The sequence below is a fragment of the Candidatus Omnitrophota bacterium genome (assembly GCA_041650805.1).
Taxonomy (GTDB): Bacteria; Omnitrophota; Gorgyraeia; order 2-01-FULL-45-10; family 2-01-FULL-45-10; genus JBAZKM01.
Map to the genome: position 1 here is coordinate 139,549 of JBAZKM010000004.1, position 12,730 is coordinate 152,278.

Annotated in this window: 11 protein-coding genes; 10 read left to right on the forward strand and 1 reads right to left on the reverse strand. The window is 51.9% G+C overall.

The window, feature by feature from the left end:
- The first annotated feature begins 4 nt into the window (after positions 1-4).
- From WC515_04060 to WC515_04085, 6 genes are read left to right on the forward strand one after another with little or no spacing between them, the layout of a single operon-like run.
- Positions 5-1,003: a hypothetical protein gene (locus tag WC515_04060; GenBank protein ID MFA5146530.1), complete on the forward strand. Its 999-nt coding sequence runs from the start codon at positions 5-7 to the stop codon at positions 1,001-1,003.
- Complete coding sequence (locus tag WC515_04065; GenBank protein MFA5146531.1) at positions 996-2,618, forward strand: glycosyltransferase family 39 protein; 1,623 nt, start codon at positions 996-998, stop codon at positions 2,616-2,618. The genes WC515_04060 and WC515_04065 overlap by 8 nt, the downstream gene beginning before the upstream one ends.
- Complete coding sequence (locus tag WC515_04070; GenBank protein ID MFA5146532.1) at positions 2,615-4,105, forward strand: sulfatase; 1,491 nt, start codon at positions 2,615-2,617, stop codon at positions 4,103-4,105. Before WC515_04065 ends, WC515_04070 begins: the two co-directional genes overlap by 4 nt.
- Before the next feature lie 41 nt (positions 4,106-4,146).
- A complete protein-coding gene (locus tag WC515_04075; protein MFA5146533.1) occupies positions 4,147-5,679 on the forward strand; it encodes a glycosyltransferase family 39 protein in 1,533 nt (510 codons plus the stop codon).
- A complete protein-coding gene (locus WC515_04080) occupies positions 5,676-7,208 on the forward strand; it encodes a hypothetical protein (protein ID MFA5146534.1) in 1,533 nt (510 codons plus the stop codon). Before WC515_04075 ends, WC515_04080 begins: the two co-directional genes overlap by 4 nt.
- Positions 7,178-8,251, forward strand: a complete 1,074-nt coding sequence (locus tag WC515_04085) for a glycosyltransferase family 9 protein (protein ID MFA5146535.1) — start codon at positions 7,178-7,180, stop codon at positions 8,249-8,251. The genes WC515_04080 and WC515_04085 overlap by 31 nt, the downstream gene beginning before the upstream one ends.
- Here the strand turns inward: WC515_04085 and WC515_04090 are convergent.
- Positions 8,208-9,032, reverse strand: coding sequence for a hypothetical protein (locus WC515_04090; GenBank protein MFA5146536.1), 825 nt, complete (start codon positions 9,030-9,032; stop codon positions 8,208-8,210). The genes WC515_04085 and WC515_04090 overlap by 44 nt on opposite strands.
- A 147-nt stretch (positions 9,033-9,179) precedes the next feature.
- Here WC515_04090 and WC515_04095 point away from each other — a divergent pair, with 147 nt between their 5' ends.
- Genes WC515_04095 through WC515_04110 form a run of 4 tightly spaced genes read left to right on the forward strand, consistent with a single transcriptional unit; the run spans position 9,180 to position 12,728 of the window.
- The gene (locus tag WC515_04095; GenBank protein MFA5146537.1) at positions 9,180-10,142 is read left to right on the forward strand and encodes an SPASM domain-containing protein; all 963 of its coding nucleotides are present in this window, start codon (positions 9,180-9,182) and stop codon (positions 10,140-10,142) included.
- A gap of 20 nt (positions 10,143-10,162) precedes the next feature.
- Positions 10,163-10,855 carry an acylneuraminate cytidylyltransferase family protein gene (locus tag WC515_04100; GenBank protein ID MFA5146538.1) on the forward strand — a complete coding sequence of 231 codons (693 nt, stop codon included), beginning with the start codon at positions 10,163-10,165 and terminating at the stop codon, positions 10,853-10,855.
- Positions 10,852-11,856 (forward strand): radical SAM protein, encoded by a 1,005-nt coding sequence (locus tag WC515_04105; protein MFA5146539.1) that lies wholly within the window; start codon positions 10,852-10,854, stop codon positions 11,854-11,856. Before WC515_04100 ends, WC515_04105 begins: the two co-directional genes overlap by 4 nt.
- A complete protein-coding gene (locus WC515_04110; protein ID MFA5146540.1) occupies positions 11,856-12,728 on the forward strand; it encodes an N-acetylneuraminate synthase family protein in 873 nt (290 codons plus the stop codon). The genes WC515_04105 and WC515_04110 overlap by 1 nt, the downstream gene beginning before the upstream one ends.
- Positions 12,729-12,730 lie beyond the last annotated feature (2 nt).

Below are 12,730 nucleotides of genomic sequence, written 5' to 3' on the forward strand. Positions count from 1 at the left end.
CGATATGTATAGTGCATGGTTCGATTTTCATGGCGTAAAGGTGGCCATAAGAGCCGATGCCGATCGGGTGGCCGGGGACTTAAAACGGGATTTTGCCTATTTTATAACGGGAGAGTGTCCGCCGGACATCTCCGTGGAGATACTCTTCCGGCCCCCTCCCTACGAGACGGTACCACGGGTCAGGGCCAGCCGTTATCTTCCGACATCTATCGTATATGACGTCAAAGGGAAGAGGTATGTCGATTACCGCAACAGGGCCCTGACCGTTTACGATCATGCCGGCCAGAGGGCGCAGATATATTCCGCCGACAATGATCTTCTGCACGAGATAAGCTATCTTCTCGTCCTTTCAAGGGTTGGAGAGCTGCTTGACAGGAGAGGCATGCACAGGATCCACGGCCTGGCGTTATCCGTAAGCGGCAAAGCGGTCCTCTGCCTGCTGCCTATGGGGGGAGGGAAGACGACGCTTGCGCTTGAGCTGTTGAAACAGGACGGGATAAAACTGCTTTCCGACGAGATCATACTGGTCGACAGGAGCGGGGCCGTCTTGCCGTTCCCCATGAGGCTCGGTATAGATAAGGAAGACGCGCCCGTACTCCCCCCGGAACTTTTGCGGGAATTCCCGCGGCAGCGTTACGGCACAAAGATATTGCTCGACATCGATCATATAAGCGGCAAAGTCGGGAGCGCCGGCGCACCATGGCTGATATTGATAGGCGAAAGGGTCTTTTCGGATGAGACAAAAGTAGAGCCGATGGGCAGGATGAGCGCTTTCCGTTTTTTATTCAGGGACGGTGTTATAGGCCTGGGCCTTCCCCAGGTAGTAGAGTACTTCCTGCGTAACGGCATACGCGATCTCGGCAAGGTGCCGATACTATTCTCCCGGACGCTTGCTTCCCTGAAACTGCTTTGCCGTTCGAAGGTCTATAGGTGTCTGCTCGGCCGCGACAAAAAAAAGAACGCCGAGACCATAGCGGGTATTTTAACGAAAAGCCATGAATAGATATAATGGGAATGCCCGGGCGGGGATGTCGGATCGCACGATCCTTCTGGCGATACTCTTCCTGGCGATCTTTTATCGGGGCGCTTATCTGAATGTGCAGCCGATAGGTTATTTTGGCGACGAAGGCTGGTACGCATCGACAGTTAAAAACATATGCAATGATCCAAAAAATTTTTTATATCCGGTATGCGTTAACGGACCGTCTATCCATCATTTCGATCCGGGCACCCCTTCGGGGAAGATATTGATAAATAAACCGCCAGCCTTCTTCTGGTTAAGCGCGCTATGCGCCCGGCCTTTCGGATGCAACGAAGAGAGCATGAGGTTCTTTTCCGTGATCTGCGGTTCGGCGACCGTGCTTGCCGTCTATCTCTTCGCAAGGGTCTTGTTCGACAGGAGGACAGGGCTGCTGGCCGCTTTTTTGCTGGCATCATATCCTGCCCATATCATACTATCGAGTTCGATCCTGCTTGAGACCGCCTCCCTCTGTTATACAACGCTCATCGCTTATCTCTTTATAAAAGGCACATATGACAGGGACAAGAGGCCTTTGATCGCCGCTATCTTTTTGACCGCACTTCTAATGCTGACAAGAGGTCCGGAGATAGCGATCCTGCTGGGGATCTTGTCGGGCCTCTCGATCATATACTGGAGGGAGCGCAAAACGTATATAGGCCTTGCGCTTTTAGCGCTTATGGGCGGGATCCTGCTTTCCCTTATATGGTATGTAATGGTGTGGCTTACGCCGGACAGATACGACGGTTTCCTGTGGTGCCAGGGGCATAATGTCTGGTATCTGCTCTTCAGGTATAATCTTACGGCGAGGTTGGATCACCATATAGATCTCTTTCGACAGGCCGGCGGATTCTTTAAGAACCGCGTCGACATAGTGATCCCGGTCCTTGCGGCCTTTATGATGGCGGCCGCATTGTTCATGAGACGGCAACAGGCGACAGAAGAGAGGAGGAGGCACGGGCTCATCATATTACTCTCCTCTTTCTTCCTGTATTTCATCCCCGTCTTTCTCCTGAACTCCCCCGCCTGGAGGCGGATGGCGCCCCTCTTCTGTATATACGCGGTCATCATTTCGATCGTAATGTGTGCCCTGTATGACAGGTTCAGGATGAGGCATCTGAGAACGGCCGCCGCCGTCTTTGCTCTTGCGGCGCTTGCTATAAGGCCGATGGTCCTCCTGCATCCGCCGTTCTCTATCCTGAAGACAGGCTATCCGAGCACCGCACAGGGATATCCCCGGGATGAGATGTGCAGGATATATAAAGCCGTGGGAGAGTATATAAAAGACAGAACGGATGGCTATAACTTTTCCGCTCTTGTGCCGGAGGCGAACGCCATTATGACATATCATACCGGTAAACTGGCATTATCTTCCGGGCGGCTGCCGGAGCCGGCAATGCGTTATGTGTTGAATAGAGAGGTGCGGTACGTAGGGGTTACCGATCTGACCGGAAAAGAGTACGAAGGCCTGCTTAAAGAGCGCGGGAGATCGATCAATAGTGATGCCGGGATCCCTGAGATATGCCACTATCGTTTTTACGACTGCTTCCCGGAAGAGAAGATCATGCCGGATAAATATGCCCGGCAGGAGAGGCCGTGAGACCTCATAGGAATATCCGTATATGTCTATTGTCGGCGCTTTTCATATCCGCCATCATGCTGTCGGCATGCCCGCATATGGGCCATTCCGGCCCTCAGGCGTCTCATTACAATCTTCTGATAATAGTCCTCGACGCCGTACGGGCTGACCATCTTTCGTGTTACGGGTATCCCCGGAAGACCTCTCCTAACATCGATTCATTGTCGTCGGAAGGGACCCTGTTCAAACACGCCTATAGCCAGTCCTCCTGTACGGTCCCCGCGGTCCACAGCATGCTCACTTCCCTCTATCCGTCAAGGCACCGGATATTCCTTTTTGACGAAGATCTGCCGCCCGACACGACAACGTTATTCAGCGTTTTGAAAGAACGCGGTTTCGCCACAGCGGTCATATCGGAATCCCCTTTTGTAGAACGGCGCTTTGCCTTTACCGGGGGAGTGGATTATATCTTTACGAGCGGCCTGCTCCTGAATAAGAACACGCGCTGGGCAAGAGAGTCCCTCAGGATGTTTTATGAGGTAAGAGATTCAATAAAGGTTTTTCTCCACAAATACGTCATATCAAAGGATAAGAGATCGGTGCTCTATTTCCGGAAATTTTATGCAAAACAGGTGCTGCGCGAGAGCGTCTCCTGGCTCAGGCGGAACAGGGACAACCCATTCTGCCTTTACGTGCATTTCATGGGAGGGCACTACCCGTATAACCCGCCCTCTCCTTACGGAGATCTGTTTTTTGAGGAGGGTATGACAAAAGTGCCTAAATATGAGGAGCGGGAGGAGAGCGCCGGAACTATTTCGGGGCCCCGGCTCAAAGGCGCGATCTCGCAATATGACGGTCTTATCGCCTTTTATGACGAGCTTACAGGCAGCCTGGTCAGGGAACTGAAGGATATGGGGTTGTACGAAAATACCGTCATCGTCATAACGGCCGATCACGGTGAGGCCTTCTTTGAGCACGGCAGGTCCACGCACGGCCATTATATGTACGAAGAGATCGTCCATATCCCGCTCATGATGATATTCCCATCCCGGCAGGGTAAAGGGACGGCATTTGACGGCCTGGTGCAGCATATCGATCTGATGCCCACCGTCCTGGATGCCCTCGGCGCGGAGATGCCGGAGGAGATAGACGGCAAGAGCTTCCTGGGGGTGCTCGAGAGCGGCGGAGACGTTATGGACAGGATCGCATACAGCGAATTACAGGACAGGGAAGGCGGGAAATTTTTTGCGGTACGGGAAGAGGACCATAAACTGGTGGTAAATGATCTCCCCGGCCATAGGAGCGTAGAGCTATACAACATCGCCGAAGATCCGGCCGAACGGCACGATATTGCTGACGCCGAACCTTCCGAAACGGCGCGCATGTCAAAGATACTGGAAGATTACCGCGCTGCCGGGCGCGGGGCCGGTAAAGAGGCGAATACAAGGAAGATAAAATTGACACCCGCGTTCATCGAAGACCTGAAAAGTCTGGGGTATATGCAATGAGCTTACATATTGCGCGTAGCGGGCCGGTCCGGGGAGAGCGTGTGCTCTATGCTCTGATCCTGGTCCTGGCGGTATTCCTGGGCACATATGATCTGGGGCAGAGAGATCTCTTTTACGACGAGGTGGGCAGCGCCAATCTCGCGTCGTTGAAGACAGAAGGCCTCCAGTACAGGACCAGCCCTTTATATTATTTCCTCCTGCGGCTCTGGCCTAAATTCGGACCGCCGGAGATCTCCCTGCGCCTCTTCTCGGTCACCTTCGGCGTATCCTCGCTCTTTATCCTCTTTTTTCTGATGCGCCTGGTATTCGATGAGCAGATAGCGTCATTGTCCGTTCTTATCATGTCGGTATCGCCGTTCTTTATCTTTATGTGCCGGCAGGCTACGCCATACGCGATCTTCCTCTTCATTTCGCTGTGCAATCTCTACTGTTATTTTTCCCTTCTGCGCGGGAAGAGTCCACGCCGCTGGGCCCTGTATGTCATAACCGCGATATCGGGATTACTGGTTCATGAGGGATTGTTATACCTGTTAGCCATGGAAGCGGTCCATGCGGTATTCTCCGGCACCGGCGGCAGAGACGGGAAGAAGAAGCTCGCATTTATGATCATACTCATGGCCGCCCTATTTTTGGTCTTGATAGAGCTCCTTATGAAGGGGCGTTTTAAGAACATCTTTTACTTCGCCCTGTTCAGGGACAAGTATAATTTTCTGCCGTACAGCCCGTTAAGTAAGATATTTTATACATTTTTCGTATTCAGCGTCGGGGAGACGGTCTTGCCGTGGTCGTGGCATATCACGATCCCGTCTTTTTTTGCCTTCGCCGCAATGGCCTGGCTTGGATTACGCAGGTCCCTATCGCACGGAAGAGACAGGTCCCTTGTCTTCTTAGTCTTCCTGTTCATCCCGGTCCTGGCCCTGAACAGCTTAAAAAGTTTTTTCCCGAGATATCTTTTTCCGGCGCTGCCGTTCTATGCGGCCCTCATATCCTGCGGGTTATCCGGTGTGCGGAACAGGGTATTTAAGACGGCGTGTATCCTCGTGATAATAGCATCGAGCGGCTACTCCCTCTTTAATTACTATACCGGTAGAGAGTATCATAATAACATCTATCTCGACCCGTGGCGGGAAGTCGCATCATATATCAGGGATAACATCAGGGAAGGCGACATCATAGTAACGGTAAGGCCTAATATGCCTCTCCTATATTACTACGGAAAGACCGACCGGCAGCTTTTCTATACTATCTCTTTTTCCCTGAAAAAGGAGATGCAGGGCTTCGTCTTCAATGTCTCCGAAAAGGCGCTCGAGGCACACCGAAGATCCGTAAGGCGCGTATGGTATATAAAGAACGCGCCGGGTCTATTGATGTCCCGTCTTATGACCGAAGAAGAGTTGGAGAGACGCAGCGAAGCGTTCGGCAAATGGCTTAACGCCAATTTTGTGCTGGTCGAGACCAGGAAGTATCTTCACGATGAGCATGCGCCTATCAAGCGGAAATTTATCGATAAGATATTTCTCGACGACAGGATAACGGTGTTTCTCTATGAGGGGAAAGGAGAGGGGGTTCGATGAAGGGCTTCCGTGAGGCTATGCGCCGGATGCTCGTACTCTCGAATTCCGTCAGCCGTTTCGAGAAGATCGGGCGATGGATATATGATTCCAGTTTCAGGACCTTTATCCGGAAGGTGGCCGGCGGCTTCCCGGAGATAGAGTCGGTATATGTGCGGAACAGTTTTGCGGACGGCAGCTGGACCCCCTGGGAGAGCGATATAGATATAACCATAGTGACGCGTCTCTTAGGCCGGGAGGAAGAGACCGTCTTCCTGAATAAGTTCTGGAAAGAGGTATTCCGCTATCCCGGTTTCCGTTCAATATTCAGACACATAGATATCTTCGACAGGCAGGAGTTTGCCGCCATCATCAGCGACAGCTCGGGGCAGTTGAGCTACTTAAGGGAAAATATCATGCCTGTCGAGGGTCCCGGCGAAGAAGGCGGACATCTTTTGCGGGAGGATATGGGACGTTCAGCCGAAATAAAAGGATATAGACACGGTGATTGGATGTATGCGTATATACTGCTGCTGGAGGAGAGATCGCGTCCGGGCCCGCTCCACAGGTACCGCTCTTCATTCAGGAAGATCCTGCGGTCCGCGGATGAGATGACGGGACCGTTTCGTGATCTTAGAGAGATAACGGCGCGGATGGACAGGCATCCCGCCTCCCCGGAGACCCGTCGGGACCTCGTGGTAGAAGGGTTACGGCAGGGCCTTCTCTGCGCGTCGGATAGGTTACGGAAGAGAAGCGCTTTAATGGGCAGCAGTGCGGGCGGCCCCGGAGAGTTTTCCGTTGTTATCGGGCAAAATGGCGTAGAAAAAAGGATCGAAGAGGCCGCAGATGCTTTCTGCGGCGGTCTTGGCGCAGGAGAGGGAGATATCGAGTCGGTCATCTTAGCGCCGGAACCTTTTGAGAGAGACGCATACAGGTTGTGGATAATCCTGGGAGAGGGGCTGAAGAACGATCTCTTCCCGTCGCTTATAAGATACGCGGCAGGCGAGTATCATAGAAAGCTGAAGAAGGACGCGATATTTCCAGCCATCGTGACGGCCGATATACTGGACGGGATATTTTTGTCCGACCTCCGGTCCATTTTCGGCTATTTCCACATAGAGCGCACCGGGAAGGTCCTGCTGGGTGACGGGATAATGGACCGCCTGACGGTCCCGTCACGGGAGGCCCTCATCGATAGCGCATATAACAGCCTACCGGTCTTTTCGGGAGCGATACGCGACGCCCTGCGCCCCGATAAGCCGGATCACTACAGGGAGTTCTGCCTTTACAGGACCCTGGCAGTATATATATTCCTGAAGCGGAAGGTGATCGCAACCTCGCCGGAAAGGATCACAGATCTCTTAATGCAGGATCCGGGGGTATCTCGCGAAGAACGCGGTCTGCTGGAAAGGGTATCGCAGGGCCGCGGTGTAAGGAAGGAAGAGCTGTTTGACCTGTGCCGGAATAAGGTAGAAGAGTCCTTCCGGCTGATACACAAAGAGAGAGGATCATACGATAACGTATGTTGCAGGAGTTTGACGCTATCATCATAATACGCCTCAGCTCGCTGGGAGACGTCGTCCTGAGCACCGCTGTGCTGAAAGCGTTCAGGGAACGGTTCCCGCGCGCTCATTTAAGTTTTATAACCGCGCGGCGATACGCCGACCTTATCGAGCATAATCCGTTCATAGATGACCGCGTCTATTTCGAAGACAAAAATTTCATAATGGGTATGATGCAGATATGGGGCATGCGTATAAAGTTCGGCAGGGGCCGTAATATGCTGGTAGATCTTCACCCTTCCGGCTGGAGCCCCATGCGTTCGTCTTTCTGGGCTTTTATGCTGCAGCTGGCCATACCGGCCCGTCGTAAGATCAAAGCGAAGAGAAAGGACTTTGCGGCCCTGGCAAGGGGAGGTGCGATCGGTGCGGCCGGGCACATCGTCGATGATTTTTATGCCGCCCTGGCCGAACTGGGGCCGTCCGCATATTCTCCCCCCGCGGTATTTTTGCCGGAAGACGAAGAACCGGCCTCGCGCGCCATCCATTCTAAAGAAGACGGCAGGTGCCGCATAGGGGTACATCCCGGGGCGAGCTTCCCGGTCAAAAGGTGGCCTGAAGATAGATTTGCGGAGCTTTGCAAACTTTTGCAAAAAGAAAAAGGGTATTTGCTTACCATTTTTGGAAGCAGAAAGGAATCGGAGCTGATACACCGTATCGGGAAAAGCGTCGATACCGGAAAGGCGCGCTTAGCGATCGGGCTGGGTTTAAAAGAGATGATACGCCTGATAGACGAGTGTGACATTTTTATCGCTAACGACTCCGGCCTTATGCATCTGGCCGCCGCTAGGGGCGTGCCCGTCATCTCCATATTCGGCCCGACCCATCCGAAGCTGGGATTCCGGCCTGTCGGGGACGGGAATGTCGCGCTTTACAGCGATGTACCATGCAGCCCATGCAGCCGGTGGGGCGAAAAAAGGTGTAAACTGAAAAGGAGTATCTGTTTTGACGACATCGGTACGGCTAAGGTTTTAGAGGCCGTAGAAAAAATGGTCAATACAAAGAGAGATCCGGCCTCTCTTCTCTGTATTTCTTGAAGGCCCTTCTCCAGCTGGCCGAAACGATGTTTTTAGCGGGATGATCGTTAGGCTGTTTATAATGACCGCAATACCTGCAGAGGACCCCCAGCAGCCTTCTCATTGCATCATCATTTACCAGGGACAATTTTTTTATGCCGACATCAAGGCCGAATATCCTGCTCACATGTATCCCCGGGGCGCAGGGGTAGTAACCGTATCTGGATAACCCCATGCCGCAGTGTACGGTCCGGGGGCAGCCTTTTCTGAAATCCGCAAATTTGTATATGAAGAGGTCCGCCGGGGCAATATTGATACTGTCATGTCCCGGCACCGCATTATCGTTGGCGCCTTTTTTGTCTTTCCTGAGGATCGTGATCCACGAGGGCATCCCGGACAATGTCCTCTTCGTCTCATCCGAAAAATTATTCGTTATTATGGAAAATCTGCAGTCCGGATTGAAATCCCGGTATATGGTTAACGACTCGACTATGTGAAAAAGCAACGGATGCAGTGTCGGTTCTCCGCCGCGGATCTTTATAAGATCCCACTTCCAGCCCAGATCGATCGATTCGTAGACAAATTTTCTGATCTGTTCACCGGACATGGCCCCTCCGCTGGGCGCGTGTTCAAAACAGCACTCGCAATTTATGCATGAGACATTACAAAATTCCGTGATCTCGAGCTGTATGATCTTTTTTCCGATACCCCATCTCGGCTGGACTAAAGGGCTCCATGGCAGATACCATCGGGGACAGCATAGCGTGCGCAGATCGATCCTGGGGGAGATATCCTTCTCCATGCCGTTGATTATACCCCAAAAGAAACCGCTGTCACAGCAGATTTTCTATAAGGCTAAAATAATATTGTACAAGAGGCTATTATGGTAAAATAATATATCGCCTGCTCCTATAACAGAGGGCGGGCTCAAAATAGCGCAGGGTGGCAGGTGAAACAAAATCCTATCTTAACAGCTTGCGGAAGATTGAGAGACCGTCTTATCCCGTCCTCCGGAGGGACGGGCGCCAAACCGCCCAAAAATCCGGCCATTCTGGGGTTCCCGCAGGATCTCTTCGTCGAGACGACCAATTTTTGTAACGCGGCCTGCGTCATGTGCCCGCGCGAAAAATTGACGAGGCCCCTGGGAGAGATGAAAAGGGAGCTGTATGAAAGGATCGTCGACGAATGTGTCAGACACAGGGAATTCCGTTTTTTGACCTTATTCGGTTTCGGCGAGTCGTTATTGGACCCCGGCCTCATAAATAGGATAAGATATGCCAAAGGAAAGAACGTGGGGGTTGTAAGGTGTTCGACAAATGCTCATCTCTTGACAACGGAATTTTCAAAAGAGCTCATACTCTCCGGCCTGGACCGGCTCAAAATAAGTTTCTACGGCACTAATAAGGAAGAATACGAAAGCGTCCATAGAAGACTGAATTTTGAGGAGTCGTCGAGAAATATAAAGAACCTGTTACTGCTGAAAAGGCGCTTAAAAAAAAGTAACCCTTCCGTATCCATACAATATCTGATAGATACAAGAAGGGGGCCTGCCATGAATGCCTTTCTCTCCCTTAAATTTTATTTACAGTGGATACGGCACCTGAGGATACAGTATGCCTTTTTACACAACTTCGTTACCGGAAGGGAATACAATAAGACTGTTTATAGCGGGAACGGGATGAAATGCCAGATGATCTACCGGAACCGTATGCATGTGCTATGGAACGGGGATGTTACGCCCTGCACTTATGATTTTAACGGGGAGATGGTCCTGGGTAATATTTGCAGGGCATCTATTAATGATATCTGGTCCGGAGAGGGGTATCATAGGTTCAGAAGGGCGCACACGGTAAGGGATTTTAAAAATTATCCCATGTGCGCAAAATGCGATATATGGTCTGCGCTCAGGTGATCAAAACAGCGGGAAGGGATATGAAGGCAGAACGCAATATCTTGGGCATCATCCCGGCGCGGGGCAATTCTAAAAGGATCCCGCGTAAGAATATCGCGCGCCTGGACGGGCGACCCCTCATCTTTTATACCATAAGAGAAGCGCTCAGGTCCAGATATCTGGACAGGGTAGTCGTATCAAGCGAAGATAAAGAGATCATCGGGATGTCCAGACGATACGGGGCCGGGGTCATAAAGAGGCCCGGACGGCTGGCTCGGGACAGGACCCCTACCGAACCGGTCTTGCTGCACGCGCTTGAGTATCTGAAAAGAAGAGAGGGGTATCTCCCCGATATAGTAGTGCTGCTGCAGGCGACCTCCCCGCTGAGGGGCGCGAAGATCATAGACGGGTGCATCGAAAGGTTCATAAAGAGCGGGGCCGATTCGCTTTTAACCGTTTGCGAGGACAGGGCTTACCGCTGGAGACTGCAGAATAAGAGGATAAAGCCGTTGTATGACATAAACAAGAGAAGGCGCTCTCAGGACGTCATGCCTCTATACAAGGAGAACGGGGCTGTCTACATTACCAGAAGAGAAACCCTGGTCGAGCACGGGAACAGGCTATGGGGTAAGATAGATTTTTTTGTTATGGATGAGAAGGATTCCATCGAGATAGATCATAAGGCGGATCTCTTATTGGCAGAGCAGGTCCTGAGATCAAAGAAGAAGATATGACCAAAGATAATATAGATCACGGCCACAGACAACAGAGGGACCGCATGGCCATTATCGGAAGGATCGGCCTTGACCCGGGTTATTGGATATACCGGTTCAAATGGCTCCTTGCCACAAAACGCCTTTTCCTGCCGTCTTTTCCGATGCATCTGGATATAGAGGCGACCAATATATGCAACCTGAGGTGCAGGATGTGTGCGCAAAATACCCTGACCGATAAAAAAGGTTATATGGACTTTGAATTATATAAGAAGATCATAGATGAGGGCGCCGGGAACGGCCTCTATGCGATAAAGCTACACTTCAGGGGGGAGCCGCTTTTGCACCCAAGGATAACGGAGATGATAAGATACGCAAAGCGGAAAGGAATAATAGATGTGATGTTCACGACGAACGCCACCTTGCTGAGAGAGGACCTTGCCGAGGCCCTGCTTGAAAGCGGGCTCGACCAGATAATGTTCTCCGTGAACGGGCATACAAAAAGAGCGGTCGAGGATATAGAGGTCGGGGCCGACTACGGCCTTATTATGGATAACATACACAGGTTCCTTGATAAGAGGAGGCGGAAGAGGTTGCCGCGGCCTCTCGTGAGGGTCCAGATGGTCAGGACGGAAGGGAACAGGGGAGAAGAGAGAGAATTCCTGAAGAAGTGGAGGCCTCTGGCAGATACCGTTGCCACTATCGACTGTTTTGTTCCCGCGAACAGAAGGTTGCGAGAAGAGATGAATTACCGGGCCGAGAGGTCGGATATAATCTGTTCTCGGTTATGGCAGCGCATACCCGTATTCTGGAACGGCGAAGCGGGGTTATGCTGTATCGATTCCGATAATGAGGTGAAATTAGGGGACGCGCGCGTCCAGAGCATAAAAGATATCTGGGGGGGCGCCCGTTTAAAAGAGATAAGAAGGCTGCACCTGGAAGGCAGGATGGATGAAGTCCCGTTATGCAGACGCTGCGGGTTCAGGGAGAACCATGCAGCGGCCCAAAAGGAGCTAAGCTAGTGCCTGTTATAAGACTGGGTAACCGCATCGTCGGTGATAATAGACCATGCTTCATAGCGGCCGAGATAGGGCGGAACCATAACGGCGATATAGATATCGCCAGGAGACTGATAGATATCGCCGTCCTGCATAAGGCGGATGCCGTCAAATTCCAGAAGAGGACCATCGAAGCGGTATATAGCAAAGAGGAGCTGGCATTGCCCGTAGAAAGCCCTTTTGGCACGACCAACAGGGACCTGAAACAAGCCCTGGAATTTGGACCAAAAGAGTACAGGGAGATCGACAGGTATTGCCGGAAGAAGGGCATCCTGTGGTTCGCCTCGTGCTGGGACACCGGGAGCGTCGATTTCATTTCGAAGTTCAACCCGCCTTGCTATAAGATATCATCGGCCTGCCTTACGGATGAGAGATTGCTCAGATATATTAAATCGAAAAATAGGCCTGTCATCCTTTCCACCGGCATGAGCACCATGGAGCAGATCGCCCGCGCGGTGAAGATAATAGGCAGGAGAAACCTCGTGCTGCTGCACTGCGTCTCTTCTTATCCGGCCGCCGTAGGTGAACTGAACTTGAGAGTGATCGAAAGGATGAAAGATAAGTTCAAGTGTCCGACGGGCTATAGTGGCCATGAGACCGGTGTCATAACTTCGGTCATGGCCGCCATGATGGGCGCCTGTCTCGTGGAAAGGCATATAACCCTGGACAGGGCGATGTGGGGCAGTGACCACGCGGCCAGCCTGGAACCGAGAGGGCTGGAGTTATTGGTCAGGTATATAAGGACGATACCTGTAGCATCCGGGAACGGGGAGAAGAAGGTCTACAAAAGCGAGATCCCGGTAATGAAGAGATTGAGGAAGGCCGAGTTTGGATAACG

Coding starts and splice junctions, on each gene's coding strand:
- WC515_04100 (MFA5146538.1), top strand. CDS start 10,163: ATGAAGGCAGAACGCAATATCTTGGGCATCATCCCGGCGCGGGGCAAT.
- WC515_04090 (MFA5146536.1), bottom strand. CDS start 9,032: ATGGAGAAGGATATCTCCCCCAGGATCGATCTGCGCACGCTATGCTGT.
- WC515_04065 (MFA5146531.1), top strand. CDS start 996: ATGAATAGATATAATGGGAATGCCCGGGCGGGGATGTCGGATCGCACG.
- WC515_04105 (MFA5146539.1), top strand. CDS start 10,852: ATGACCAAAGATAATATAGATCACGGCCACAGACAACAGAGGGACCGC.
- WC515_04080 (MFA5146534.1), top strand. CDS start 5,676: ATGAAGGGCTTCCGTGAGGCTATGCGCCGGATGCTCGTACTCTCGAAT.
- WC515_04085 (MFA5146535.1), top strand. CDS start 7,178: ATGTTGCAGGAGTTTGACGCTATCATCATAATACGCCTCAGCTCGCTG.
- WC515_04060 (MFA5146530.1), top strand. CDS start 5: ATGTATAGTGCATGGTTCGATTTTCATGGCGTAAAGGTGGCCATAAGA.